Origin of the sequence: Pseudorhodoferax sp. Leaf267 (assembly GCF_001422405.1) — a bacterium.
Classification (GTDB): Bacteria; Pseudomonadota; Gammaproteobacteria; order Burkholderiales; family Burkholderiaceae_C; genus Pseudorhodoferax.
In genome coordinates, this window is record NZ_LMMV01000004.1 from 138,462 (window position 1) to 163,778 (window position 25,317).

Here is a 25,317-nt window from a genome sequence, read left to right on the forward strand (position 1 = left end):
ATTGCGCCCTCGCGTCTCCCCCTTCCTCTGGTTCATCCTGCCCGCCGTGCTGGTGGTGGTGGCCGTGATCGTGTTCCCCTGGCTGTTCACGCTGTGGATGAGCCTGTTCGACTGGAAGATCGGCTCGGCCTCCAGGTTCGTGGGGCTGGCCAACTATGCCGAGCTGGCGACGAACACGCGCTTTCTCTGGTCCATCGTCCACACGCTGGTGTTCACCGCGCTGGCCGTGATCGCGCCGCTGGTGCTGGGCACGGCGGCGGCGCTCGTCTTCAACCAGAAGTTCGCGGGCCGCGGCTTCTGGCGCGGCGCCTTCGTACTGCCGATGATGGCCACGCCCGTGGCCATTGCGCTGGTGTGGGTCATGATGTTCCACCCGCAGCAGGGCGTGCTGAACTACCTGCTGTCGCTGGTCGGCATCCCGCCCAGCGAATGGGTGTACTCGCCGATGCTGGCCATTCCCTGCCTGGTGCTGGTGGACATCTGGCAGTGGACGCCGCTCGTGATGCTCATCGTGCTGGGCGGCCTGGCCTCGCTGCCGACCGACCCGTTCGAGGCCGCGCACATGGAAGGCGCGACACGCTGGCAGACGCTGCGCTACGTGACGCTGCCGCTGCTCATGCCCTTCATCATGGTGGCCGCCGTGGTGCGGCTGATCGATGCGCTCAAGACCTTCGACACCATCTACGTGATCACGCAGGGCGGGCCGGGCACCTCGTCGGAGACCATCAACATCTACCTGTACCTGCAGGCGTTTTCGTTCTACCAGATCGGCAAGGCCTCCAGCGTGGTGGTGGTGTTCTTCGTGCTCGTGGTGGGCCTGAGCCTCTTGCTCTTCTGGCTCAAGGAACGGTCCCGCTATGACGCGTAAGCTCATCGACAAGGCGCTGCTGGCGCTGTGCGTCTTCCTGCTCGTCTCGCCCGCCATCGGCTTCTTTTTATGGATGCTGTCGCTGGCGTTCAAGAACGAGGTGGACAACCTGGCCTACCCGCCGGTGTTCATCCCCAGCCCGCCCACGCTGGACAACTTCCGCAAGGTGTTCGACAGCGGGCCGTTCTTCCAGTACTTCATCAACAGCGTGATCGTGTCGGGCCTGGCCACGCTGGTCGCGCTGCTCATCGGCGTGCCGGCCGGCTACGGCATCGCGCGGCTCAAGGCGAAGAAGCTGCTGCTCACCATCCTGATCGCGCGCATGACGCCGGCCATCAGCTTCCTGATCCCGCTGTTCAGCCTGTTCCAGGCGCTGGGGCTCACGGGCACGCTGGCGCCGGTGGTGATCACGCATCTGGTGATCACCGTGCCCATCATGGTCTACATCGTGGCGGGCTACTTCGAGACGCTGCCGCACGAGCTGGACGAGGCCGGCCTCATGGACGGCTGCTCGCCTTGGCAGCGCTTTCGCTACATCGCGCTGCCGCTGGCGCGGCCGGGCATCACGGTGGCGGCCATCCTGGCCTTCATCTTCTCGTGGAACAACTTCATCTTCGGCGCGGTGCTGGCCGGGCGCGAGACGCGCACGCTGCCGGTGGCCATCTACAACGTGCTGACGTTCGAGCAGATCGCCTGGGGGCCGCTGGCGGCCGCGGCGCTGCTGGTCACGCTGCCGGTGCTGGTGCTGACGCTGGTGATTCAGAAAGAGATCGTCGGCGGGCTCACAGCCGGCGGCGTCAAGGGCGGATAAAGAAATGGCTTCAGTCACGCTTTCGGGCATCACCAAATCCTTCGCGGAGACGCAGGTCATCAAGGGCGTGGACATCGCGATTGGCGACGGCGAGTTCGCGGTGTTCGTCGGCCCCAGCGGCTGCGGCAAGTCCACGCTGCTGCGCATGATCGCGGGGCTGGACGCGCCGACCACGGGCGAGATCCGCATCGCCGACACGGTGGTCAACGACCTGCCGCCCAAGCAGCGCGAGGTGTCCATGGTGTTCCAGACCTATGCGCTGTACCCGCACATGAGCGTGCGCGAGAACATGGGCTTCGGCCTCATGATCGCGGGCCAGGCGGCCGATGCCATCGGCGCCAAGGTGGCCGGCGCGGCGCGCATGCTGGGCCTGGACCAGCTGCTGGACCGGCTGCCCAAGCAGCTCTCGGGCGGCCAGCGCCAGCGCGTGGCCATGGGGCGCGCGATGGTGCGCGACCCCAAGGTCTTCCTGTTCGACGAGCCGCTGTCCAACCTCGACGCCAAGCTGCGCGTGCAGATGCGCACCGAGATCCGCGCGCTGCACCAGCGCCTGAAGACCACCTCGATCTACGTCACGCACGACCAGGTGGAGGCCATGACCATGGCCGACCGCATCGTGGTGCTGCGCGATGGCAAGGTCGAGCAGATCGGCACGCCGGTGGAGCTGTACGACCGGCCGGGCAACGCCTTCGTGGCGACCTTCATCGGCTCGCCGTCGATGAACCTGCTGCCGGCCGTGGTGCAGAACGGCAGCGCCAATACGGTGGGCGGCGCCGTGGCGTTGCCGGCGCTCCAGGGCGTGCAGGACGGCCAGCAGGTGCTGCTGGGCCTACGCCCCGAGCACCTGCGCGTGCAGCGCGCCGGCCACTCCGGGATCGGCTGCGAGGTCAAGGTGGTGGAATTCAGCGGCGCCGACACGCTGCTGGCCTGCGAGGCCGCGGGCCAGCCGCTGCAGGCCCTGGTGCACGACCGGCTGCTCGTGAAGCCGGGCGATGCGATCAGCCTGGCCATCGCACCGGAGCAGGTGCACCTGTTCGACGCAGGCACGCAGCAGCGCCTGCGTTGAGCGATCGAGAGACTGGCACCACTCAGAGTTCCTCAGCGGAGACCCACCATGCAAGAACGCCCCTGGCTCGCCAGCTACCGCGCCTACGGCATCCCGGCCGAGATCGCGCCCGCACAGCACGCCAGCGTCACGGCCATGCTCGAAGAGGCGATGCGCACGCATGCCGACCGGCCGGCCCTGCGCTTCGCCGGCCAGCCCCTTCGCTACGCGCAGGTGGATGCGCTGTCGGCTGCGTTCGCGGCCTGGCTGCAGTCGCGCGGCGTGCAGCGCGGCGACCGCATCGCGGTGATGACACCCAACGTCCTGGCCTTCCCGATCGCGCTGCTGGGCATCCTGCGGGCCGGCGCGGTGCAGGTGAACGTGAACCCGCTGTACACGCCGCGCGAGCTGGAGCACCAACTGCAGGACGCGGGCGCGCGCCTGATGGTGGTCTTCAACGGCGCCACGCCCACGCTGGCCCAGGTGCTGGCGAACACACCGGTGCGCACGGTGCTGGCAGCAGGCTTTGGCCTGGGCACGGAGCCCACGCCGCAGGACCCGCCGGTGGACGCCGGCCTGCTCGCGGCCCCGGGCTGCGAGGTGGTCAGTTTCGGCGCAGCGCTGGCCGCCGGCGCTGCGCTGCCCCGCTTCCAGAGCGTGGCCACCGGCCCGGACGACCTGATCTTCCTGCAGTACACGGGGGGCACGACCGGCCTGTCCAAGGGCGCGTCGCTGTCGCACGGCAACCTGCTGGCCAACTGCGCGCAGTTCGCGCTGTTCATGCCGTCGGCGCGGCGGCCGGGCGAGGAGGTGGTCGTCACGGCCATTCCGCTGTACCACATCTTCGCGCTGATGGTGAACTTCATCAGCTACTTCAGCATCGGCGCGGAGAACTGGCTGGTGCCCAACCCGCGCGACATGAACGCCTTCGTCGCGCTGCTGCGCCAGGCGCGGCCCACCGTGGTCACCGGCGTCAACACCTTGTACGCCGGCCTGACGCAGCACCCTGACTTGCGCCAGGTGGACTGGTCGCGCCTGCGCCTGGTGGCCGGCGGCGGCTCGGCCATCGTGCCGGCCGTGTCGGAGCGCTGGCAGGCGATCACCGGGCATTTCATCCGCGAAGGCTACGGCCTGTCGGAGACCAGCCCCATCGTCACCTTCAATCCGGCTGCCGTACAGGAGTTCAATGGAACGACAGGCCTGCCGTTGCCGTCCAGCGACGTGAAGCTGCTGGATGACGACGGCCATGAGGTGGCGCTGGGCGAGGCCGGCGAGGTCTGCGTGAAAGGCCCGCACGTGATGCGCGGCTATTGGGAGAAGCCGCAGGCCAATGCCCAGGCGTTCACGGCCGACGGCTACTTCAAGACCGGCGACGTGGGCCAGTTCGATGCGCGCGGGTTCCTCAAGATCGTGGACCGCAAGAAGGACATGATCCTGGTCTCGGGCTTCAACGTCTACCCGAACGAGATCGAGGCCGTGGCCTCGGCCTGCACAGGCGTTGCCGAATGCGCCTGCATCGGCGTGCCGGACGAGAAGACCGGCGAAGCCGTGCGCCTGTTCGTGGTGCGGCTACCGGGCGCCACGCTGGACGAGGCGATTGTGCTTGCGCATTGCCGGGACAACCTCACGGCGTACAAGCTGCCGCGCTCGGTGCGCTTCATCGAGGCACTGCCCAAGTCCGCCGTGGGCAAGGTGCTGCGGCGCGAGCTGCGCGGGCAGTAGGCGGCGCGATCAGCGCCCGCCGCTGCCCTGGCGGCTGCGGTTCTGGTTGCCCGAGCCGACCTGCGATTCGCGGTCGCTGCGGCTGGCCGGTGAACGCTGCGATTGGTGGATCTGCGTCGCGCCTTCGGGCGTGGGGGCATTGCGGTCATTGGCGACCTTGCCACGCGCCTTGGCCTGGGCGTCGCCGTCCAAGTCGCTGCGGGTGGAAGAGGGTTGCTTGGACATCGTGGCTCCTTCAGTTGCGATGGGCCTACCTTGCGCCCGATCGGTGCAGGCCGCGCGTAGGAGAAGGCCGATTCGGGCGCAAGACGCAGCGGCCGTAGCATGCGGTGACACACCAGCACGGAGGCACACATGGGTGAGATGGCCGGCATGGCCGCGGCGATGCTGTCCAGCGCACTGGGCGGCGCGGCCGTGGGCGCCACGCGCTACCTGGCGGGCGTGCTGGACCCGCTGGCCGTGGGCGTTTTCCGTTTCGGCATCGGCGTGCTGTTGCTGGCACCGCTGGCGCTGCTGGGTAAGGCCGCCTGGCCGTCACGGCGCGACTGGCCGGCCACGGCAGGCCTGGGGTTGCTGTTCTTCGCTCTGTTTCCGCTGCTGTTCAACGCCTCGCTGCGCTACACGACGGCTGCGCGCGGCGCGCTGGCGTTGTCGGCCCTGCCGCTGTTGACCATGGCCGTAGCCGCCGCATTGGGCGTGGAGCGGCTCAACGCGCGCAAGACCACGGGCGTACTGATCGCCATGGCCGGCGTGGCCGCCGCCTTGCTGACCGGTCTGTCCACGGCGCCGCCGGGCGCGTGGCGCGGCGATCTCCTGATGCTGGCCGCGGCCCTGTGCATGGCCTGCTACAGCGTCTGGTCGCGCCCGGTGATCCGCCGCGCCGGGCCGGTCACGTTCACGGTGGCGGCGATGGCGGTGGGCGTGCTGGGGCTGCTGCCGCTGGCCCTGGCACGCGGCAGCTTCGCGCCGGTGGCGCAGTTCGGCACCGCGCAGTGGCTGGCGATCGGCTACCTGGGCGTGTTCGGCGGGGCCATCGGCTTCTTCCTGTGGGCCTGGGCCCTGGGGCGCACCGGCCCCACGCTGGTGGCGGTGTCGGTCACGGTGAACCCGGTCACGGCCGCGCTCGTGGGCGCCTGGGTGCTGGACGAGCCGCTGCGCTGGAATTTGGTGCTGGGCCTGGTGGCGGTGCTGGCGGGCATCGCGTTGGCGTCGACCGCGCGCGAGCGGCCCTGATGCGGCACAGCCGCAGCTGGCACGCGGCCTGCATGCAAGGCCCGGCCAAGCGCCGGTCATGCGAGTGGTCCATACTGGCCCTCCCCTTCGGGCGCACTCCGTGCCCACGCCCATGCTCCAACGCAAGACCCTCAGAACCCTGACCCGGCTGTTCACGAGCAGCCTCGTGCCCCTGCTCACCCCCCCGGCCAAGCCCAAGAAGCGCAAGGCCAGCGCCAAAGCCAAGCCCAAGCCTGCTGCCCGGGCCCAGGCGCCGTTGGCCCCGTTCGCGCGCAGCGCGCCGCTGGCCAAGGCGCTGGTGCCCCCTTCCGCCGCCGATGGCCGCTGGACCAGCGGCCGGGCCATCACGGGCGGCGGCACGCGGCGCTTCCGGCTCTTCGTGCCGCCGGGGCGCCGATTGGGCGAGCAGGTGCCGCTGATGGTCATGCTGCATGGCTGCGACCAGAACGCCGAGGACTTCGTGGCCAGCACGCGCATGCACCAGCTGGCCGCGCGTGAGGGCTTTGCCGTGCTCTACCCCGAGCAGGACCGGCTGGCCAACGTGAACGGCTGCTGGAACTGGTTCGACACACGCAACGGCCGCGGCCACGCCGAGGCGGCGTTGATCATGCGGGCCATCGACCAGGCCTGCCTGTACGGCGCGGACCGCACGCGCGTGGCGATTGCCGGGCTGTCGGCCGGCGCCAGCATGGCCGCACTGGTGGTCACGCGCTACCCGGACCGCTTCCAGGCCGTGGCCATGCACTCGGGCGTGCCGCCCGGCACGGCGCGCTCGGGGCTGGGGGCGCTGTCGGCCATGTACGGCCACGGCAATACCAAGCCGCTGGAGGCCGATGCCGTGGCCATGGCTGCGCACTGGCCGGCGCTGCTGGTGGTGCACGGCGGGGCCGACCGCGTGGTGACGCCCGGCAATGCCGAGGCGGCGGTCAATGCCTGGGCCGAGGCGGCGGGCGCACGGCCAAGGCCGGCGCGCACGGTGCAGCGCGGCCAGCGCCATCCGATGCTGGTCACCGATTACCGCGTACGTGGCCGCACCGTCGCGACCTTGGTGCAGATCCCGAAACTGGGCCATGCCTGGAGCGGCGGCACGGCGTCCCAGAGCTACAGCGACCCGCAGGGGCCGGATGCCTCGCGGCTGATCTGGGCCTTCGTGCAGCGGCAGTTCGCGCGGACTGCATAGGCCGAGCCTGCAAGCGGCGCTCAGGCAGAGGCGGCGCCGCAGAAGTCGAGGAAGGCGTCCAGCTCGGTGGACTTGTCGAACACCGCATCGGCCCCCAACGCCAGGCATTGGGCGCGGATGTCCACGTCGGCGTAATTGGTCAGCACCACGGCGCGCTGGCGTGGGCCCCGGTCATGGCAGCTGCGCAGCACACCCAGGCCCGTGCCCTCCTTGAGAAACATGTCGATGACGGCCAGCTGCCAATCGTGTGGATGCTGGCGCAGCCATGTCGAGGCCTCGGCCTCGGATTCGGCGCAGGCCACGACCTGCGTGTCCGCCACCTCGGCCATGGCCAGGATGAGGTTCTCGCGGATCAGGGCGCTGTCTTCGACGAGGAAGGCGGCATGGGGGTTGGACGACGGCTCCATGCCAGGATGCTGGCCCCGATCCAGGCCGCAGCTCCGCCGCCATCGACGCGGGCTGGGGTAGGACAGTGCGCCCTCTCGATGCCGGGCGCTTGGTCGCCAGCACCCCCGGGCACGAGAAAGCCGCCCGCGGGCGGCTCATGTGGGTGGCGCGGGCTCAGCCCTTCATGCGCTTGATTTCGGCCTTGGCGCCGTCATGCTGCGCCTTGGCCTGCTTGACACACGCGCTCTTGGCGTCGCCCGACATGTCGTCGCATTTTTCCTTGGCGACCTCGTAGGTCATCTCGGCCTTGGCCTCGGCCACCTTCTTGGCGTGGCCAGCCGACGGCTTGTACTGTTGCTCCAGTTCGGCCTTGGCAACGTTCTCCGTCCCCTTGGCTTCCTTCTCACACACATCCTTGGCATTGCTGGCCAGTGCGTCGCACCGGGCCTTGGCGGCCTTGTAGTCAGCCGAAATCTTGTCCTTGGCGGCGCTGTACTCGTCCTTGGTCATCGCGCTGGCGCCGGTCGTGGCGAAGAGGCTGCCAGCCAGTGCGATCCAGAGAAGCTGCTTTTTCATGGTGTCTCCTTGAAGCGTTGACAGTTGCGAAGATGTCGGCGTACCGCACAGGCTGGCGGGCTGCACCGGCAGCGCCACTGTGCGCCGGGGGCGCACCGCACACAGTAGGACGCCGCGCATTGCACCGATAGGCCGCCGCTGCATGTCTACAGTCCCGTAGCAGCCCGCGACATCCTGGCTGCACGATGGCCCTGGGCAGCAGGCAGCCGTGCGTTCAGACGCTGCCGCCGAAGAAGCGGCTTTCCTTGACGGCCGACCTTGCCCCCTCGCGCACCTGCGCGCGGGTCAGATTGCTTCTTGTCGGGCTCGGGGCGCCCACGTCCCGCCCCTCCGCGGTGGACGGGAGGTTGAAGTTACGCACCGCCTGGCGCGCGTTTTGTTGCACATCGGCGCGGCTCAAGGTGCTGGACGATGCGGCCGGGGGTTCTGGGACATAGCCGACCTCACCCGTCTTGTTGTCGCCGGCGAAGCCGGTGGCCGCGATGCAACCGACGGCTGCGATCAGGGCGGTGGCGAAGGATCTTGTCTGCATGATGGCCTCCAGGTTCTGGCAATGCGCAAAGCTACGCCCGCGTACAGGCCTGCGGGTGATCAGGAAACGTGCCATCGCGTAGGACGGGAAGCAGTGCCGCGCTGGCCCTCGATCCGGCCGGCTTCGATGGTGGAGAGGAGGAGGATCGAACTCCCGACCTCCGCATTGCGAACGCGGCGCTCTCCCAGCTGAGCTACCCCCCCACACGCGAGCGAAATTCTAGGACTGCTCCCCAGGCAGCGCCAGCGCCATGGTGTCCAATGCCGGCCATGGACGAAGAAGACCCCGTGCTGCGACGACTGGACACGCTGGAACTGAAGGCCTTCGATGCCGAAGACCTGCTGGACCAGTTGAACATGACCGTCTACCGCCAGCAGCAGCAGATCGACAACCTGCTGCAGCAACTGGCCCTGCTGCGCGAGCGCCTGCCCGAGCCCGGCGCCGCGCCCGGGCGCAACCTGCTCGACGAACTGCCGCCGCACTACTGAGCCTGGTGCGCTGCCACCAGGCACTGCTGCAGCAGCATCGCAGCGCGTGAGGGTTGGGGCGCGCGGCGCAGCAGGCTGACGAACTGGCAGGCGTATGAGAAGCGCTCCGGCGCCACGGCCTGGAGCAGGCCCTGGGCCGCGAAGCCGGCCGCGTAGTGGTCGGGCAGAAAGCCCAGGAAACGGCCCGACAGCACCAGCGTGGCGATCGCTTCCTGGTCGAAGCCCGAGGCGCGGCGCACCAGCTGCTCGCGGTGGCTCAGCTCCATGTTGGGCGAGTGGTAGCCCAGGCCGGCGAACGGGTGCTGGCGAAGGCGCGCCCAGGTGAGGCCGGCGTGGTCGGCGCCGAAGAGGGCATGGCGCCGGCCGCAGTACAGCAGCATGGTCTCGCCGAACAGCTCGGTGTAGCGCAGGCTGCGCGAGGCACGGTGCGCGGGGATGATGCCCAGCGCGAAGCGGCCGTCGATCACGCCGCGCTCGATCTCGTTGATGGACGCCACATGCAGGCTGGGCGTGACCTCGGGTGCGCGCTCGCAGAACAGCGCGATGGCCTCGTCGATGTGGGCGGCCGGGTTGGTGGCGGTCTTGTCGAACAGCGCCAGCTCCAGCGTGCCGCCCATGCGGCCGTGGATGTCGTCGATGCCGCTGCGAAACGCATCGACCGAGGCCAGCAACTGCTGCGTCTCGGCGTAGACACGCTGGCCTTCCTCGGTCAGCGCGAAGCCGGCCCGGCCGCGCCGGCACAGCACCAGGCCGAGCCGGGTCTCCAGGTCCTTCACGTGCCGGCTGATGGTGGAGGTGCCGATGTTCAGCTCCAGCTCGGCCGCCGTCATGCCGCCACACTGCACGACGCTGCGGAACACGCGCAACAGGCGCAGGTCCATGTCGTCGAGCTGGCCCAGCAGGGCCCGTTCACGGGACAGCGTTACTTGCATGGATCGTCAAGTGAAGATTGATATGCCGGCATTGTCCAACTGTGCAGGCGCTCGAACAATGGCGAGCTTGTGTCCATTTCGCCGAAGGAAACCACCATGACCGTGCTGACCGCCACGCCCGCCGCGACCACCCGCACCGACGCCGCCTGGCTGGAGGCGCACTGGATGCCGTTCTCCGGCAACCGCAACTTCAAGGCCGACCCGCGCATGGTGGTGGAGGCCAAGGGCGCCTACTTCACCGATGTGGAAGGCCGCAAGATCTTCGACGGGCTGTCGGGCCTGTGGTGCACGGGCCTGGGCCACGGCCGGGCCGAGATCACCGAGGCGGTGAGCAAGCAGATCGCCAGGCTGGACTACGCGCCGGCCTTCCAGTTCGGCCACCCGGGCTCGTTCGCGCTGGCCAACAAGCTCAAGGAACTGACGCCGGCCGGGCTGGACTACGTGTTCTTCACGGGCTCGGGCTCGGAGGCAGCCGACACCTCTCTGAAGATGGCGCGCGCCTACTGGCGCACCAAGGGCCAGGCCGGCAAGACGCGGCTGATCGGCCGCGAAAAGGGCTACCACGGCGTCAACTTCGGCGGCATCTCGGTGGGCGGCATGGTGGGCAACCGCAAGGCCTTCGGCCAGACGATCGAGGCCGACCATCTGCCGCACACGCAACTGGCCGGCAACGCGTTCAGCCGCGGCATGCCCGAGCATGGCGCCGAGCTGGCCGACCGGCTGCTGGACATGATCGCGCTGCACGATGCCTCGACGATCGCGGCGGTGATCGTGGAGCCGTTCTCGGGCTCGGCCGGCGTGGTGGTACCGCCCCGCGGCTACCTCAAGCGGCTGCGCGACATCTGCACTGCAAACAACATCCTGCTGATCTTCGATGAGGTCATCACGGGCTTCGGCCGCTGCGGGGCGATGACGGGCGCCGAGGCGTTCGGCGTGACGCCGGACATCATGAACGTCGCCAAGCAGGTGACCAACGGCACGCAGCCGCTGGGCGCGGTGATCGCCACGCGTGAGATCTACGAGACCTTCATGGCGGCCGGCGGCCCCGAGTACATGGTGGAGTTCCCGCATGGCTACACCTACTCGGCCCACCCCGTGGCCTGCGCGGCCGGGCTGGCCGCGCTGGAGCTGCTGCAGGCCGAGGACGGCATCGGCCGCGTGAAGACGCTGGCGCCGCATTTCGAGAACGCGGTGCACAGCCTCAAGGGCGCCAGGCACGTGACCGACATCCGCAACATCGGCCTGGCCGCAGGCCTCACGATCGCGGCCGTGCCGGGCGAGCCTGCGCGCCGGCCCTACGAGATCGCAATGCACTGCTGGAAGGCCGGCTTCTATGTGCGCTACGGCGGCGACACGATCCAGATGGCGCCGCCCTTCATCAGCGAGAAGGCGGAGATCGACCGCATGGTCAATGCCGTGAACGACGCGCTGACGGCGACGGCCTGAGCGCCGTTGCGCCGATGACCAAGGGGCCTCGCGGCCCCTTTTTCTATGCTGCCGCGCCGTTGCCGCGCTGGAAGCGGAACAAGGCGGTGGAGGCCCGCACGTTGGGCAGTGCACGGATTTCCAGCCCTGCCTGCAGGCCGAAGGCGTCCAGGATCTGCAGACCGTTCTTGCGTGCCAGCGCCTCGAAGTCCTTGAAGGTGCCGACGCGGATGTTGGGCGTGTCGTACCACTGGTAGGGCAGGCGCCGCGTGACGGGCATGCGGCCACGCAGCACCGAGAGCCGGTTCGGCCAATGCGCAAAGTTGGGGAAGGCCACGATGCCGGTGCGGCCCACGCGCGCGGTCTCGCGCAGCATGGTTTCGGCATTGCGCAGGTGCTGCAAAGTGTCGATCTGCAGCACCACGTCGAAGCTGGCGTCGTCGAACATGGCCAAGCCCGCTTCCAGATTGAGCTGGATCACGTCCACGCCGCGCCGCACGCAGGCCAGCACGTTGGCGTCGGCGATCTCGATGCCGTAGCCGGTGCAGCCGCGCGTGGCCTGCAGGTGCGCCAGCAGCGCGCCGTCGCCGCAGCCCAGGTCGAGCACGCGCGCGCCCTGCGGCACCAGGCGGGCGATGGTTTCCATGGTGGCTTGGTCGGTCATGCGGCCAATCCTTCCGCGGCGATGCGCTCGAAGTAGGCGCGCACCACGTTCATGTAGCGCGCGTCGTCGAGCAAAAAGGCGTCGTGGCCGTGCGGCGCGTCGATCTCCGCGTAGCTGAGCTGGCGCTTGTTGTCGAGCAGGGCCTGCACGATCTCGCGGCTGCGCGCGGGGGCGAAGCGCCAGTCGGTGGTGAAGCTCACGAGCAAAAACTTGGCCTGCACCTGGGCCAGCGCGCGGGCCAGGCTGCCGCCGTGCGCGCGGGCGGGGTCGAAGTAGTCGAGCGCGCGCGTGATCAGCAGATAGGTGTTGGCGTCGAAGTACTCGCTGAACTTGTCGCCCTGGTAGCGCAGGTAGCTTTCGATCTGGAACTCGATGTCCTGCGTGGAATATTTGTAGGCCCCCACGCTCGGCACTGGCGTGTCCCCGCTGCCCCCCGAGGGGGCGCGTTCCGCCTTGGGGCGGCCCTGCGGCGGAACACGCAGGTCGATGCCTTCGCGCAGCTGGCGCCCGAACTTCTCGTTCATCACGTCGTCGCTGAGGTAGGTGATGTGGCCGATCATGCGGGCGATGCGCAGGCCGCGCTTGGGGATCACGCCCTGCGCGTAGAAGTGGCCGCCGTGGAAGTCGGGGTCGGTCACGATGGCGCGGCGCGCCACTTCGTTGAACGCGATGTTCTCGGCCGTGAGGTTGGGCGCGCTGGCCACCACCACGGCGTGGCGCACGCGCTCGGGAAAGCGCAGGCTCCAGCACAGGGCCTGCATGCCGCCCAGGCTGCCGCCCATCACGGCGGCCAGTTGGCGGATGCCCATGGCGTCGAGCAGGCGGGCCTGCGCGTCGACCCAGTCCTCCACCGTGACGACCGGGAAGTCGGCGCCGTAGACGCGGCCGGTGTCCGGGTTGGTGTGCATGGGGCCGGTGGAGCCAAAGCACGAGCCCAGGTTGTTCACGCCGATCACGAAGAAGCGGTCGGTGTCCACGGGCTTGCCGGGGCCGATCATGTTGTCCCACCAGCCCTCGGACTTGGGGTCGCCCTCGTACACGCCGGCCACGTGGTGCGAGGCGTTCAGCGCGTGGCAGATCAGCACGGCGTTGCTCTTGTCGGCGTTGAGCTGGCCGTGGGTCTCGTAGCTCAGCGCGTAGTCGCGGATGGACGCGCCGCTTTGCAGCGGCAGCGGGGCCGCGAAGGGCATCGATTGGGGCACCGCGATCAAAGGGGCAATCAAGGGCATGGACGCTTCAGACAACAAAAAACCCGGCTCGCTCAACGCGAAGCCGGGTGGGGCGTCCTCGTTTAGCTGTACTTCGGAACTCCAGGGTTCCGGCGCCCGCAATATGGAACAAATCGGCGCAGGCGGGCAGTATAGCTACGCACTGATCAGCGCGGCGATGCCCAGGCCCGCGAAGACGACGGCCGAGACGATGTGCACGGCGCGGATCGGCACGAGCTTGGTGACCTTCTCGCCCAGCCAGACCACGGGCGCGTTGGCCAGCATCATGCCCAGCGTGGTGCCGCCCACGACCCAGGCCAGCCCGGCCTCGTAGCGCGCGGCCAGCATGACGGTGGCGATCTGCGTCTTATCGCCGATCTCGGCCAGGAAGAACAGCACGAGCGTGGTGCCGAAGACGCCGAAGCGCGGCGCCTTGTCGGCCTCGTCGTCGTCCAGCTTGTCGGGGATCAGCATCCAGCCGGCCATCGCGAGGAAGGAGATGCCGAGAACGATGCGCAGCAGCGAGGGCCCCATTTGCGTCTGGATCCAGGCGCCGACGGCACCGGCCGCGGCGTGGTTGGCCAGCGTGGCGACCAGGATGCCGGCCACGATGGGCCAGGGCTTGCGGAACCGGGCGGCCAGCACCAGGGCGAGCAATTGCGTCTTGTCGCCCATTTCGGCGAGCGCGACGATACCGGTGGAGATGAGAAAGGCTTCCAAGGAACGAGCTCCAGCCGGGATACGGACACCATTGACCGCGCCAACCCTCCCGGCACGAAAGGCTTGCGCAGTCATTGGTCTCGCTTGAATCACCGGTGCCATGCAGACACCGGGTGAGTCACCTACGCCATGTCGGCCACATGGCGTGGCGCGGACAAGTCTGTTGACGCAGGTCCCTTTCGCGGATCGAAGGGTGGCTACTCCCCAAAGACAGCCCGGGAGTGTACCCACTGGGCCATTCGCACCGGCGCTGGCGTTTCGCGCAGTCTCCGCGTTTTTCCTTAGTACAAATAGCTCAAAATTCGCGCAGGTAGTCTGATAATTGGCGCCCGTCGCGCCTGGCGCGGCGCAATCGTGTGCGGTGATTGGTCGGGTTCGGGTCTGCAGGGTCTCCAGGGATAAGCGGATTGCGGCACAAAGGCTCCATCGCGTTGTGCGTTTTCTCTAGGAGTGCCTCGTGGGCAACAAACTGTATGTGGGCAACCTGCCCTATTCCTTCCGTGACGATGACATGCACCAGGCCTTCAGCGCCTACGGCAGCATCAACAGCGCCAAGGTCATGATGGAGCGCGACACCGGGCGCTCCAAGGGTTTCGGTTTCGTGGAAATGGGCAGTGACGCCGAAGCCCAGGCTGCCATCGCCGGCATGAACGGCCAGAGCGTGGGCGGCCGCGCGCTGGTGGTCAACGAAGCACGTCCGATGGAGCCACGCGCGCCTCGTTCGGGCGGCTACGGCGGCGGCGGTGGTGGCGGCAACTACGGTGGCGGTGGCGGTTATGGCGGCGGCGGTGGCAGCGGCTATGGCGGTGGTGGCTATGGCGGTGGTGGCGGCCGCAGCAGCTACTGAGCGCGGAGCAGGAACACAAGCCGTGCGTGCTTACAACACATTCGGTCGCAGGTCATGGAAAATTGTTTGACTATTTGTGTTTCTTTTCGACCTGACGGCATATGATGTGCGGGCGTGGGCCTATGGCCTGCGCACCTTGCGGTGTCGGTCAGTTTCGCGTCCTTGAGTTCTGCAGATTGCGTTTTCGGGACTCCATCGCTTTTTCAATGTGTTTTTGAGGAGTCCCTTGAATGGGCAACAAACTGTACGTCGGCAACCTGCCTTACTCGGTTCGCGATAGCGATCTGGAGCAATCCTTCAGCCAGTTCGGCACCGTGACCAGCGCCAAGGTCATGATGGAGCGCGACACGGGCCGGTCCAAGGGCTTCGGCTTCGTGGAAATGGGCAGCGACGCGGAAGCGCAGGCGGCCATCAACGGCATGAACGGTCAGTCGCTGGGCGGCCGCAGCTGCGTGGTGAACGAAGCGCGCCCCATGGAAGCACGTCCCCCCCGTAGCGGTGGTGGCGGCGGCTACGGTGGTGGTGGCGGCGGTTATGGCGGCGGCGGTGGTGGCGGCTACGGCGGCGGTGGTGGCGGCGGCTACGGCGGCGGCGGTGGTCGCAGCGGCGGTGGTGGCGGCTACGGTGGTGGCGGTGGCCGCAGCGGCGGTGGCGGCAGCGACGGCGGTTTCCGCAGCCCGTACGGCTCCGGCCCGCGCGGCGGTGGTGGTGGCAATGGCGGCGGCGGTGGCCGCGGCGGCTACTGAGCCCTGTGCTCCGCGCCTCGCGCGACAATGAAAAAGGCTCCTAGGGAGCCTTTTTTGTTGCCCGCCTGTTCTCAGGACTCGGTCTGCCGCGGCTTGCGCGAGCGCCCGACCAGCAGGCGGTCGAACCAGGCATTGGGCAGCGCGCGCATGAGCTTGGCCACGACGCCCATCTGCCACGGGATCGTGCGGTAGCGCACGCCGGCCTCGATCGCGTCGAAGGCCTTGTCGGCAAACGCGGTGGCCGGCATCAGGAACGGCATGGCGTAGCGGTTCTTGCGCGTAAGCGGCGTGTCGATATAGCCCGGGCACAGCGTCACGACCTGCACGCCATCCGGACGCAGCTCGCCGCGCAGGCTTTCGCAGTAGCCGATCACGCCGGCCTTGCTCGCGCAATAGCCGCCATGGCCCGGCAGGCCGCGGATGCCGGCCACGCTGGCGATGCCCACCAGCGTGCCGCTGCGCCGTTCGCGCATGGCCTGCACGAAGGGGTGGAAGGTGGCGGCCATGCCCACGTTGTTGACCGCGAAGATGCGGGCCATGACGGCGATGTCTTCGCGCATGGCCGTGTCCATGCCGATGCTGATGCCGGCGTTGGCGATCACCACGTCGGCCAGGCCCTGGCGCGCGATGCTGGCCTGCGCTGCGGCGACGATGCTGTCGGGCACGGCGACGTCGGCCTCGTAGATGCCGACGCGCTGCGCGTCCAGGCCATTGGCGGCGCGCCAGTCCTCGATCTGCGCGGTGCGGCGCGCGACGAGCGCGAGCGCGTAACCCGCCTGGTAGTAGCGCAGCGCCAGCGCCTGGCCGATGCCGCTGGACGCACCGGTGATGAACGCGAGCCTGGTGCTCATCGGGTTGCGGCCGGCCGCGCGGTCACCATGCCGCGGACCCGGCCGTCGAGCTGCATCAGCCGGTCGAGGTTGTCGTAATCCATGCGGTCGCCCGTGAAACGGTCGCTGCCGCGTGTCATGACCACGGGGAGGTGCGTGCGCACGCGCTCCACGTTGGAGAACGCATGCAGGAACTCGCTGCGCAGCTCCATGCGCGGCAGCACGCGGCCCGACTTGTCGGTCACGGACTCGCGCACCACGATGGCGTTGCCGAAGAGCTGGACTTCGGAACCGTCGGCGTTGGACAGCGCACGGTTGGCGGTGGACAGCGTGACATGCCCCTGCTCGTTCAGCGAGCGGATGCGGGCCTTGTCGATCTCCAGCGTGTCGGTGTCGGGGAAGTGCCAGGCCTGCTCGCCCTGGATCTCGGTTTTGAGCCGGCCGCTCGCATCGAATGTCTTGACCGAGAAGTCGCGCATGAAGTAGTCGGGGTCGTGGTCGACCGGCCGCTCGCTGTGGGGGGTGACCATGGTCGGCGCGTTGCGCACCAGCCAGTAGGTGCCCAGCGCCAGCAGCGCCATGAGCAGCACCGGCAGGTAGATCGAGAAACGATCCCAGCCGTCACGCAATGTGGCGAGCAGTTTCAACGGTGGTACTCCGCCAGCAGATCGGCGTAGCGCCCGCTGGCCACCAGCAGCAGGTCGCAGAACTCCCGCGCGGCGCCGTGGCCGCCGGCCAGGGTCGTCACGTAGTGCGCGGCGGCCAGAACCTCGGCCTGGGCCTGCGGCGGCGCGCAGGCCAGTGCGCAGCGCGTGAGCACCGGCAGGTCAGGCCAGTCGTCGCCGATCGCGGCGGCCTGGTGCCAGCCGAGGCCCAGTTCGTCCAGGATGGCCTGCGCGGCGGGGCGCTTGTCTTCGGTGCCGAAGCGCGCATGCACCACGCCCAGCGCCTGCAGCCGCGCGCGCAACGCCACCGAGTCGCGGCCCGTGACCACGGCCGGCGTGATGCCGGCGGCCCGCAGCAGCTTCAGGCCGAAGCCGTCCAGCGTGTGGAAGCGCTTGAAGACCTCGGCCGTGCCGCGCGGGTCGCCGGCCGGCAGCTCGGAGATGTACAGGCTGCCGTCGGTCAGCACGCCGTCCACGTCGAAGAACGCCACGCGCACGGGCTGCGCGCGCAGCAGCAGCGCAGGCGGGTGTTGCAAGGCAGGTGCGGACGCCATCAGATGACCTTGGCGCGCATCAGGTCGCCGATGTGGACCACGCCGACCAGCGTGCCGGCGGCATCGACCACCAGGACCGCGGTGATGCGGTGCTGCTCCATCAGCTCGACGGCCTCGACCGCGAGCGCATCGGGCCGTATGCGCCGCGGCTGGCGGTGCATCACGTCTTCGGCGCGCACGGCGCGCAGGTCGGCGCCTTTCTCCACCAGGCGGCGCAGGTCGCCGTCGGTGAACACGCCCAGCACGCGCTGCGCCTCGTCGACGATGGCGGCCAGGCCGCCCTTGGCGCTCATCTCGCGCATCATCTCGGCCAACGGCGTGGCCGGGCCGATGGCGGGGATGTCGGCACCGCTGCGCATCACGTCGGCCACATGCGTCAGCAGGCGTCGGCCCAGCGCGCCACCGGGGTGCGAGCGCGCGAAGTCTTCGGCCTTGAAGCCACGCAGCTCCAGCAGCGCAACGGCCAGCGCATCGCCCATGACCAGTTGCGCCGTGCTGCTGGCCGTGGGCGCCAGGTTCAGCGGGCAGGCTTCCTTTTCCACGCCGCTGTCCAGCACCTCGTCCGCGTGCCGCGCCAGTGTGGATTCGAGGCCACCGGTGATGGCGATCAGCGGCACGCCCTGGCGCTTGAGCACGGGCAGGATCAGGTTGAGCTCGGCGCTCTCGCCGCTGTTGGAGATGGCCATGACGAGGTCCTGCGCCGTGACCATGCCCAGATCGCCATGGCTGGCCTCGCCGGGGTGCACGAACAGGGCCGGCGTGCCGGTGGAGGCCAGCGTGGCCGCGATCTTGCGGCCCACGTGGCCGCTTTTTCCCATGCCCATCACGACCACGCGGCCAGGTAGCACGAGGATGCGTTGCACGGCACGCACGAAGCCGTCGCCGATGCGGCTCTTCATGCCCAGGATGGCTTCGGCTTCGATGTCCAGAGTGAGCCGCGCCTGGTGGATCACCTGCGCCGCATCGAGGGGCGTCGGTGGCCCGGGCGGTTGCGTCATGCGGCGGATTCTATCGATGCCCCTCGTGGCGCACGGTTGCGAATTCCGGCCGCCGCAAGGGCCACGCACGCTAGCATCCGCGCATGTCTTCGCTCGAACTCACGCTGATCTATCTGCTTGCAGCGGTGACCGGCGTGGTGGTGTTCCGTTCGCTCAAGCTGCCGCCCATGCTGGGCTACCTGGCGGTCGGCGTGCTGATCGGGCCGAACGCGCTGGCGCTGGCGCAGAACTCGGAGAGCGTGAAGCACCTGGGCGAGTTCGGCGTGGTGTTCCTGATGTTCGTGATCGGGCTGGAGTTCAGCCTGCCCAAGCTGCGTGCGATGCGCCGCCATGTGTTCGGCCTGGGCCTGTTCCAGGTGGTGCTAACCATCCTGGCCGCCACCGCGTTCTCGCTGGCGCTGGCGGCCGTGGCGCCCAGCTGGTGGGGCCTGCCGTGGCAGACCGCGCTGGCGCTGTCCGGTGCGCTGGCGATGAGCAGCACGGCCATCGTGATCAAGCTGATGGCCGAGCGGCTGGAGATGGAGTCCGAGCACGGCAAGCGCGTGATGGGCGTGCTGCTGTTCCAGGACCTGGCCGTGGTGCCGCTGCTGGTCATCATCCCGGCGCTGGGCGCATCGGCCGAGACGCTGCTCTACGCGCTGGGCCTGGCGGCGCTGAAGGCCGCCGCGCTGATCACGCTGCTGCTGGTGGGCGGCCAGAAGATCATGCGCTGGTGGCTCACGCTGGTGGCGCGGCGCAAGAGCGAAGAGCTGTTCGTGCTGAACCTGCTGCTGATCACGCTGGGCCTGGCCTGGCTGACCGAGCTGGCCGGGCTGAGCCTGGCGCTGGGCGCCTTCATCGCAGGCATGCTGATCTCGGAGACCGAATACAAGCACCAGGTGGAAACCGACATCCGCCCGTTCCACGACGTGCTGCTGGGCCTGTTCTTCATCACCATCGGCATGATGCTGGACTGGCGCCTGGTGCTGGAGCGCTGGCCCCTGGTGCTGCTGCTGGTCACGCTCCCGGTGGCATTCAAGCTGGTGATGATCACGGCCCTGGCGCGCGGTCTGGGCGCGTCCATGGGCGTGTCGCTGCGCACCGGGCTCTACCTGGCGCAGGCCGGGGAGTTCGGCTTCGTGCTGCTGGCGCTGGCGCAAAGCCGTGGCCTGGTCCCGCCCGCGCTGCTGAACCCGATCCTGGCCAGCATGGTCCTGTCGATGCTGGCCACGCCGTTCATGGTCATGTACAGCAACGCCATCGTCACGCGCTTCGTCAGCAGCGACTGGCTGCAGCAGTCGCTGCAGATGACCAGCATCGCGCGCCGCTCCATCAACGCGAACAAGCACGTCATCATCTGCGGCTACGGCCGTAGCGGGCAGAACCTGGCGCGCATGCTGGAGCGCGAGTCCATTCCCTACATGGCGCTGGACCTGGACCCGGACCGCGTGCGCCAGGCCGCCGCGGCCGGCGATTCGGTGGTGTTCGGCGACGCGGCCCGGCTGCAGGCGCTGATGGCCGCGGGCCTGTCGCGCGCCAGCGCGGTCGTCATCACCTACCAGGACGTGCCCGGCGCGCTGAAGGTGCTGGCCCACATCCGCGGCCACGCGCCGCAGGTGCCCGTGATCGTGCGCACGCAGGACGACCACGACCTGGAGCGGCTGCAACAGGCCGGCGCGACCGAGGTCGTGCCCGAGGCCATCGAGGGCTCGCTGATGCTGGCCAGCCATGCGCTGGCCCTGGTCGGCGTGCCGATGCGGCGCGTGATCCGCGTCGTGCAGGACCAGCGCGATGCGCGCTACAACCTGCTGCGCGGCTACTTCCGGGGGGCGGACGACGACGGCCTGGACGAGCTGGACCAGGAGCGCCTGGCCACGGTCTCGCTGACCATCGGCGCGCGTTCGCTGGGCAGGACCGTCGGCCAACTGGCCCTGCATGCCATCGGGGTGCGCGCAGTCATGCTGCGCCGCCAAAGCGGCGTGCAGGAGGCGCTGAGCGACGACGCGCTGCTGCAGGACGGCGACACCCTCGTGCTCTCGGGCAAGGCCGATGCGCTGGCCCGCGCCGAGGACAAGCTGCTCAAGGGCTGATCAGGTCACCGCGTCGCGGCGGCGCCGGTTGGTCAGCCGCTTGGCGACCACGGAGCCGGCTGCCATGGCCACGGCCAGCGCCAGTTCCGGCTGGCGGTTGCTGAGCTCGTGAAAGCGCATCGGCGACAGGTTCCACAGGCGCGCCGGCATGCCGGCCTGCACCGTCGCGCTGCGCGGTGCGCGCGAGAAGAAGCTGCCCTCGCCCACGGCCGAGCCCGCGCCTACGATGGCCAGGCGCACCTCGCCCTGCTCGTCCTCGTAGTGCACGCTCAGGTTGCCGCTCTCGATCAGGTACAGGGTGCGGTCGGCCGCGCCCTGCTTGAACAGGATCTGCCCGGGAGACAGCGCCAGCGGCTGCAGGTAAGGGGCCAGCGCCAGCCATTGCGCCGGCGTCAGCTGCAGCAGCAGCGGGTCGTCGACGCGGGCCTGGGCGATGGCGTCGACCAGGTGCTGGATGTCGAAGCTGGCAGGAGGCGGCATGGCGTTCATGGAGGTCTGGCCAGGAGGCGGCTACTTTCCGATGCAGAACCGGGAGAAGATGACGCCCAGCAGATCGTCCGACCCGAAGGCGCCCGTGATTTCGTTCAGGGCATTTTGCGCGAGCCGCAGTTCCTCGGCCATGAGATCCAGCGTCAACCCCTCCACCAGATGGGCGGCCACCTCGGCCAGATGCCGCTGCACGCGCGTCAGCGATTGCACGTGACGCGCGCGCGCCAGGTAGACGCCCTCGGGCAGCGACTGCCAGCCCGCGATCTTCAGCAGCGCGGCGCGCAAGGCCGCCAGGCCCTCGCCGGTCTTGGCCGACAGGCGCAGGCCGTCGACCTGCGCCTCGGCCTGTGCCGGCGCGGCGTCGAGCTTGTTCCAGACATGCAGCACAGGCACGCCGGCCGGCAGGCGCTGCGCCAGCGTGGCGGCGATCTCGGCGTCCGCCTGCAGCGCCTGCGCGTCCTGCGCGCGCACCAGGTCGTGCAGGAACAGCACGGCGTCCGCACCCTCGATCTCGGCCCATGCGCGTGCGATGCCGATGCGCTCGACCGGGTCGTCGCTGTCGCGCAGGCCGGCCGTGTCGACCACGTGCACCGGCACGCCCTCGATCTGGATCGCCTGCACGACCTTGTCGCGCGTGGTGCCGGCGATCGGTGTCACGATGGCCAGCTCGGCGCCGGCCAGCGCATTGAGCAGCGAGGACTTGCCCGCGTTCGGCTGGCCCGCGATCACGACCGTGATGCCCTCGCGCAGCAGCGCGCCCTGGCGCGTGCGCTGCATCACCGCGTCGAGCTGGCGCTGCAGCCCGTCGAGCTGGCCCTGGGCGTCGGCCTTGCGCAGGAAGTCGATGTCTTCCTCGGGAAAGTCCAGCGTGGCCTCGACCAGCATGCGCAGGTGGATCAGGCGCTGCAGCAGGCCGTCGATCTGCTGCGAGAACTCGCCGGCCAGCGAACGGCTGGCGCTGCGCGCCGCGGCCTCGGTGCTGGCGTCGATCAGGTCGGCCACGGCTTCGGCCTGGGCCAGGTCGAGCTTGTCGTTCAGGAAGGCGCGCTGCGTAAACTCGCCGGGCTCGGCCGGCCGCAGGCCGATGCCGGCGCCGGCCTCCAGGCAGCGCGCCAGCAACAGCTGCAGCACGATGGGGCCGCCGTGGGCCTGCAGCTCCAGCACGTCCTCGCCGGTGTAGCTGTGCGGGGCCGGGAAATGCAGCGCCAGGCCCTGGTCGATGGCCTGGCCGTCGGCGTCGCGGAACGGCAGGTAGGTCGCCTCGCGGGCTTTCAGCGCGCGGCCGCAGACGGCCTGCACGATGCTGGACACGTCGCCGCCGGACACGCGCACTATGCCGACCGCGCCGCGGCCAGGGGCGGTGGCAATGGCCACGATGGGGGTGTGCGGGGGGGCTACCATGGCCGCCATCCTACCGGCCAGCACTTGGGGAGAACTGGGCATGACTTCGTACCTTCTGCGCGGCGGCAATGTGCTGGACCCGCGCCAGGGCCGACTGCTGGAACGGCACGACGTGCTGGTCGAGGGCGGCCTGGTGCGCGAGGTGTCGGAGCGCCCTCTCGCGAGCGCCCAGGCCCAGGCCATCGACGTGCGCGGCCGCACCGTGATGCCCGGCCTGATCGACGCGCATGCGCACGTCACTTTCTCGCAGACCAACCTGGGCCTGTTGGCCGGCACGCCGACCACGACCGTGGTGCTGCGCGCCCTGCCCATCCTGCGCGGCATGCTGCGCCGCGGCTTCACCACCGTGCGCGACGCGGGCGGCGCCGACCATGCGCTCAAGCAGGCGGTTGCCGAGGGCCTGGCCGTGGGCCCGCGGCTGTTCGTGAGCGGCGCGGCGCTGAGCCCGACGGGTGGCCATGGCGACTTCCGGCCGCGCAGCGACCGGCTACAGCCTGTGAACGCCTGCGGCTGCTGCCACCGCCCGGGCAGCACGCGCGTGGTCGACGGCGTGGACGCCGTGCGCCTGGCCGTGCGCGAGACGCTGCAGATGGGCGCGGACCAGATCAAGATCATGTCGTCCGGCGGCGTGGCCTCGCCGACCGATCCGATCGCGGCGTTCGGCTACTCGCTGGAGGAGACCCGCGCCATCGTCGACGAGGCCGCCGCACGCCAGACCTATGTGCTGGCCCATGCCTACACGGCCGAGGCCATCGCGCGCGCCGTGCGGTGCGGCGTGCGCAGCATCGAGCACGGCAACCTGGTGGACGAGGCCACGGCGCAATTGATGGCGGCCAGCGGTGTGTTCGCCGTGCCGACGCTGGTGACCTACGAGGCGCTGGCCGAGGACGGCGCGCGCCTGGGCCTGCCGCCCGAGAGCGTGGCCAAGATCGCGCAGGTGCGCGAGGCCGGCCTGCAGTCGCTGGAGATCTTCCGCCGCGCCGGCGTGCGCATGGCGCTGGGCACGGATCTGTTGGGCGCATCGCACAGCCGGCAGAGCGACGAGCTCGCGCTGCGCGCCCGCGTGCTGCCGGTGGCCGAAGTGCTGGCCAGCGCCACCATCGTGGGGGCCGAGCTGCTGGGCATGGCCGGCCGGCTCGGCGAACTGGTGCCCGGCGCGCTGGCCGACCTGCTGGTGGTGGACGGCGACCCGCTGCAGGACCTGGCCTGCCTGGGCGGCCAGGGCGAGCGCGTCGCCCTGGTGATGCAGGGCGGTGCGGTGGCGTTCAGCCAGCTCGCCTGAGCCGCGTTACTTCGCGGCGCCGACCGTGGTCCACCACGGCACGGGCCGGTCGTCGGCGCGGTACACGGTGGTGATGTTCTTGCGCATGACCCAGGGCCGGATCTGGTGGTGCAGCGGCACGTAGGCGAAGTCGTCCTTGACGATCTTGAGCGCCTCGTGGATGAGCTGGTTGCGCTTGACGGGATCGGTCGCGATCTTGATCTGCGCGATCAGGCCGTCCACGTCCTTGCTGCTGTAGCCGCCGATGTTGTAGTTGCCGGCGGCGCCGCGCTTGGGGTCCTCGGTGCTGATCAGCGAGTCCAGCGAGTACAGCGCGTCCATGGTCGCCACGCCCCAGCCCAGCATGTAGATGCTGGTGTCGCGGCGCAGGATCTTGGGGAAGTAATTGGCCGTCGGCAGGGTGGCCAGCTTGGCCTTCACGCCGATGCGCGCCCACATGCCGGTGACGGCCTGGCAGATCGCCTCGTCGTTCACGTAGCGGTCGTTCGGGCAGTCCAGCGTGACCTCGAAGCCATCGGGGTAGCCGGCGTCCGTCAGCAGCTTCTTGGCGGCCGCGACATCGTACTTGGCGGCGCGCGCCTCCAGGTCCTTGGTCCAGCCGTTGACCATGGGCGCGATCATGGTGCCGGTGGGCACCGAGAGCTGGCGCATGGTCGTGCGGTGGATGGTGGCGAGGTCCACCGCCTGGTAGAGCGCCTGGCGCACGCGGATGTCCTTGAGCGGGTTCTTGCCCTTGACGCTGGAGTACAGCAGCTCGTCGCGCTTTTGGTCCATGCCCAGGAAGATGGTGCGGTTCTCGCTGCCGTCCAGCTGCTTGAGGTCGGGGTTCTGCACCAGGCGCGCCAGGTCCTGCGTGGGCGGGTCGTTCACGAAATCGACCTGGCCCGACATCAGCGCCGCGGTGCGCGTGGCGGAGGACTTGATGGGCGTGTAGACCACCTCGGTCACGTTGCCGGTGGGCTTGTCCCACCAGTTCGGGTTGGCCTCCAGCACGGTCTTCACGTCGGGCTGCCAGGACTTGAGCACGAAGGGGCCGGTGCCGTTGGCATTGCGCGCAGAGTAGGTCTCCTCCTTGGCCACGTAGTCCTGCGCCTTGAGCGCGTTGTGCTTCTGGGCCCAGGCCAGGTTCATGATGCGCGCGTCGGTCAGCTCGCGCAGCAGCACGGGGCTGGGGCCCTTCAAGATCAGGTCGACGGTGAAGTCATCGACCTTCTTCACGTCCTGCAGGCTTTGCACATAGGCCGTCATGTTGGACGGCGGCGACATCGCGCGCTTGAGCGAGAACACCACGTCGTCGGCCGTGAACGGCGCGCCGTCATGGAATTTGACGTTGCGCCGCAGCTCGAAGCGCACCTGCGTGGGCGTCACTTCGGTCCACTTGGTCGCCAAGCCGGGCTGGATCTGGAACTTGGCGTCGTAGCGCGTGAGCCCTTCGTAGACCTGCTGTAGGAAGGCCAGCGTGGTCTGGTGGTTCTGCGCGTGCGGGTCGAAGGTGACCAGGTCGTTGGCGCCGGCCCAGCGGAACGTGGCGGCCTGGGCCGAGCCCAGCGTGGCCGCCGTGGCCAGCGCGACGAAGCCAAGGGCGAAACGATGCCGTGTACGGGTGGTGTGCATGCGGTCTTCCTGCAGGAGTTGGGGAGGGCCA

General features: G+C 69.2%; 27 protein-coding genes, 1 tRNA gene and 1 riboswitch. Of the genes, 12 read left to right on the forward strand and 16 right to left on the reverse strand.

Features of this window, described 5'->3' with window-relative positions; translation table 11 throughout:
- Position 1: 1 nt before the first annotated feature.
- The 4 genes from ASF43_RS09635 to ASF43_RS09650 are packed head-to-tail and all read left to right on the forward strand — an operon-like array spanning position 2 to position 4,446.
- The gene (locus ASF43_RS09635; RefSeq protein WP_056179589.1) at positions 2-868 is read left to right on the forward strand and encodes a carbohydrate ABC transporter permease; all 867 of its coding nucleotides are present in this window, start codon (positions 2-4) and stop codon (positions 866-868) included.
- A complete protein-coding gene (locus ASF43_RS09640; protein ID WP_056179593.1) occupies positions 858-1,679 on the forward strand; it encodes a carbohydrate ABC transporter permease in 822 nt (273 codons plus the stop codon). Before ASF43_RS09635 ends, ASF43_RS09640 begins: the two co-directional genes overlap by 11 nt.
- A 4-nt stretch (positions 1,680-1,683) precedes the next feature.
- The gene (locus ASF43_RS09645; protein ID WP_056179596.1) at positions 1,684-2,745 is read left to right on the forward strand and encodes an ABC transporter ATP-binding protein; all 1,062 of its coding nucleotides are present in this window, start codon (positions 1,684-1,686) and stop codon (positions 2,743-2,745) included.
- 48 nt (positions 2,746-2,793) lie between these two features.
- Positions 2,794-4,446 carry an AMP-binding protein gene (locus tag ASF43_RS09650; RefSeq protein WP_056179599.1) on the forward strand — a complete coding sequence of 551 codons (1,653 nt, stop codon included), beginning with the start codon at positions 2,794-2,796 and terminating at the stop codon, positions 4,444-4,446.
- 9 nt (positions 4,447-4,455) lie between these two features.
- Here the strand turns inward: ASF43_RS09650 and ASF43_RS09655 are convergent, their stop codons facing one another.
- Entirely contained in the window at positions 4,456-4,671 is a 216-nt protein-coding gene (locus ASF43_RS09655) for a hypothetical protein (RefSeq protein ID WP_235578198.1), read from the reverse strand.
- A 129-nt stretch (positions 4,672-4,800) separates the two neighbouring features.
- On the opposite strand from ASF43_RS09655, the gene ASF43_RS09660 reads away from it, so the two are divergent.
- Both ASF43_RS09660 and ASF43_RS09665 read left to right on the forward strand, forming a co-directional pair.
- Positions 4,801-5,679 (forward strand): DMT family transporter, encoded by an 879-nt coding sequence (locus ASF43_RS09660; RefSeq protein WP_056179602.1) that lies wholly within the window; start codon positions 4,801-4,803, stop codon positions 5,677-5,679.
- Between the two features lie 112 nt (positions 5,680-5,791).
- A complete protein-coding gene (locus tag ASF43_RS09665) occupies positions 5,792-6,859 on the forward strand; it encodes a PHB depolymerase family esterase (RefSeq protein ID WP_056179605.1) in 1,068 nt (355 codons plus the stop codon).
- A 20-nt stretch (positions 6,860-6,879) separates the two neighbouring features.
- On the opposite strand, the gene ASF43_RS09670 is transcribed toward ASF43_RS09665, so the two are convergent.
- The 4 genes from ASF43_RS09670 to ASF43_RS09685 form a co-directional block, all read right to left on the reverse strand.
- Positions 6,880-7,266, reverse strand: coding sequence for a response regulator (locus ASF43_RS09670; protein WP_056179608.1), 387 nt, complete (start codon positions 7,264-7,266; stop codon positions 6,880-6,882).
- 154 nt (positions 7,267-7,420) lie between these two features.
- Positions 7,421-7,822: a hypothetical protein gene (locus ASF43_RS09675; protein WP_056179610.1), complete on the reverse strand. Its 402-nt coding sequence runs from the start codon at positions 7,820-7,822 to the stop codon at positions 7,421-7,423.
- Between the two features lie 214 nt (positions 7,823-8,036).
- Positions 8,037-8,429 (reverse strand): DUF4148 domain-containing protein, encoded by a 393-nt coding sequence (locus ASF43_RS09680; protein WP_056179613.1) that lies wholly within the window; start codon positions 8,427-8,429, stop codon positions 8,037-8,039.
- A 52-nt stretch (positions 8,430-8,481) separates the two neighbouring features.
- Positions 8,482-8,557, reverse strand: a tRNA-Ala gene (locus ASF43_RS09685).
- Between the two features lie 66 nt (positions 8,558-8,623).
- On the opposite strand from ASF43_RS09685, the gene ASF43_RS09690 reads away from it, so the two are divergent.
- A complete protein-coding gene (locus tag ASF43_RS09690) occupies positions 8,624-8,842 on the forward strand; it encodes a SlyX family protein (RefSeq protein ID WP_162241793.1) in 219 nt (72 codons plus the stop codon).
- On the opposite strand, the gene ASF43_RS09695 is transcribed toward ASF43_RS09690, so the two are convergent.
- Positions 8,836-9,774, reverse strand: coding sequence for a LysR family transcriptional regulator (locus tag ASF43_RS09695; protein ID WP_056179617.1), 939 nt, complete (start codon positions 9,772-9,774; stop codon positions 8,836-8,838). The genes ASF43_RS09690 and ASF43_RS09695 overlap by 7 nt on opposite strands.
- A 96-nt stretch (positions 9,775-9,870) precedes the next feature.
- Here ASF43_RS09695 and ASF43_RS09700 point away from each other — a divergent pair, with 96 nt between their 5' ends.
- Positions 9,871-11,220, forward strand: coding sequence for an aspartate aminotransferase family protein (locus tag ASF43_RS09700; RefSeq protein WP_056179742.1), 1,350 nt, complete (start codon positions 9,871-9,873; stop codon positions 11,218-11,220).
- A gap of 43 nt (positions 11,221-11,263) precedes the next feature.
- Here ASF43_RS09700 and metW read toward each other — a convergent pair whose 3' ends face one another.
- The 3 genes from metW to ASF43_RS09715 form a co-directional block, all read right to left on the reverse strand.
- On the reverse strand, positions 11,264-11,863 hold the full coding sequence (metW, locus tag ASF43_RS09705) for a methionine biosynthesis protein MetW (protein ID WP_056179618.1): 600 nt from the start codon (positions 11,861-11,863) through the stop codon (positions 11,264-11,266).
- Positions 11,860-13,092, reverse strand: a complete 1,233-nt coding sequence (locus ASF43_RS09710; RefSeq protein WP_056179620.1) for a homoserine O-acetyltransferase — start codon at positions 13,090-13,092, stop codon at positions 11,860-11,862. Before ASF43_RS09710 ends, metW begins: the two co-directional genes overlap by 4 nt.
- A gap of 135 nt (positions 13,093-13,227) precedes the next feature.
- Positions 13,228-13,791: a TMEM165/GDT1 family protein gene (locus ASF43_RS09715; RefSeq protein ID WP_056179622.1), complete on the reverse strand. Its 564-nt coding sequence runs from the start codon at positions 13,789-13,791 to the stop codon at positions 13,228-13,230.
- 14 nt (positions 13,792-13,805) lie between these two features.
- Positions 13,806-14,011: riboswitch (yybP-ykoY riboswitch) on the reverse strand.
- A 237-nt stretch (positions 14,012-14,248) separates the two neighbouring features.
- Between ASF43_RS09715 and ASF43_RS09720 the strand changes: the two genes are divergently transcribed.
- Entirely contained in the window at positions 14,249-14,638 is a 390-nt protein-coding gene (locus tag ASF43_RS09720; RefSeq protein ID WP_056179625.1) for an RNA-binding protein, read from the forward strand.
- A 230-nt stretch (positions 14,639-14,868) separates the two neighbouring features.
- Positions 14,869-15,384, forward strand: a complete 516-nt coding sequence (locus tag ASF43_RS09725; protein WP_056179628.1) for an RNA-binding protein — start codon at positions 14,869-14,871, stop codon at positions 15,382-15,384.
- Positions 15,385-15,455: 71 nt separating this feature from the next.
- Here the strand turns inward: ASF43_RS09725 and ASF43_RS09730 are convergent, their stop codons facing one another.
- The 4 genes from ASF43_RS09730 to ASF43_RS09745 are packed head-to-tail and all read right to left on the reverse strand — an operon-like array spanning position 15,456 to position 18,431.
- Complete coding sequence (locus ASF43_RS09730; RefSeq protein ID WP_056179631.1) at positions 15,456-16,235, reverse strand: SDR family oxidoreductase; 780 nt, start codon at positions 16,233-16,235, stop codon at positions 15,456-15,458.
- Complete coding sequence (lptC, locus tag ASF43_RS09735) at positions 16,232-16,855, reverse strand: LPS export ABC transporter periplasmic protein LptC (protein ID WP_056179746.1); 624 nt, start codon at positions 16,853-16,855, stop codon at positions 16,232-16,234. Before lptC ends, ASF43_RS09730 begins: the two co-directional genes overlap by 4 nt.
- Before the next feature lie 2 nt (positions 16,856-16,857).
- A complete protein-coding gene (locus ASF43_RS09740; RefSeq protein WP_056179633.1) occupies positions 16,858-17,433 on the reverse strand; it encodes an HAD family hydrolase in 576 nt (191 codons plus the stop codon).
- On the reverse strand, positions 17,433-18,431 hold the full coding sequence (locus tag ASF43_RS09745; protein ID WP_056179637.1) for an SIS domain-containing protein: 999 nt from the start codon (positions 18,429-18,431) through the stop codon (positions 17,433-17,435). The genes ASF43_RS09740 and ASF43_RS09745 overlap by 1 nt, the downstream gene beginning before the upstream one ends.
- Positions 18,432-18,514: 83 nt before the next feature.
- Between ASF43_RS09745 and ASF43_RS09750 the strand changes: the two genes are divergently transcribed.
- The gene (locus tag ASF43_RS09750; protein ID WP_056179639.1) at positions 18,515-20,500 is read left to right on the forward strand and encodes a monovalent cation:proton antiporter-2 (CPA2) family protein; all 1,986 of its coding nucleotides are present in this window, start codon (positions 18,515-18,517) and stop codon (positions 20,498-20,500) included.
- Here the strand turns inward: ASF43_RS09750 and ASF43_RS09755 are convergent, their stop codons facing one another.
- Both ASF43_RS09755 and mnmE read right to left on the reverse strand, forming a co-directional pair.
- Positions 20,501-20,989: a Crp/Fnr family transcriptional regulator gene (locus tag ASF43_RS09755; RefSeq protein ID WP_056179643.1), complete on the reverse strand. Its 489-nt coding sequence runs from the start codon at positions 20,987-20,989 to the stop codon at positions 20,501-20,503.
- Between the two features lie 21 nt (positions 20,990-21,010).
- A complete protein-coding gene (gene mnmE / locus ASF43_RS09760; protein WP_056179748.1) occupies positions 21,011-22,390 on the reverse strand; it encodes a tRNA uridine-5-carboxymethylaminomethyl(34) synthesis GTPase MnmE in 1,380 nt (459 codons plus the stop codon).
- Between the two features lie 40 nt (positions 22,391-22,430).
- Here mnmE and ASF43_RS09765 point away from each other — a divergent pair, with 40 nt between their 5' ends.
- Positions 22,431-23,672, forward strand: coding sequence for an amidohydrolase family protein (locus ASF43_RS09765; protein ID WP_056179752.1), 1,242 nt, complete (start codon positions 22,431-22,433; stop codon positions 23,670-23,672).
- 6 nt (positions 23,673-23,678) lie between these two features.
- On the opposite strand, the gene ASF43_RS09770 is transcribed toward ASF43_RS09765, so the two are convergent.
- Positions 23,679-25,286 carry an ABC transporter substrate-binding protein gene (locus ASF43_RS09770; protein ID WP_056179646.1) on the reverse strand — a complete coding sequence of 536 codons (1,608 nt, stop codon included), beginning with the start codon at positions 25,284-25,286 and terminating at the stop codon, positions 23,679-23,681.
- Between the last annotated feature and the right edge of the window lie 31 nt (positions 25,287-25,317).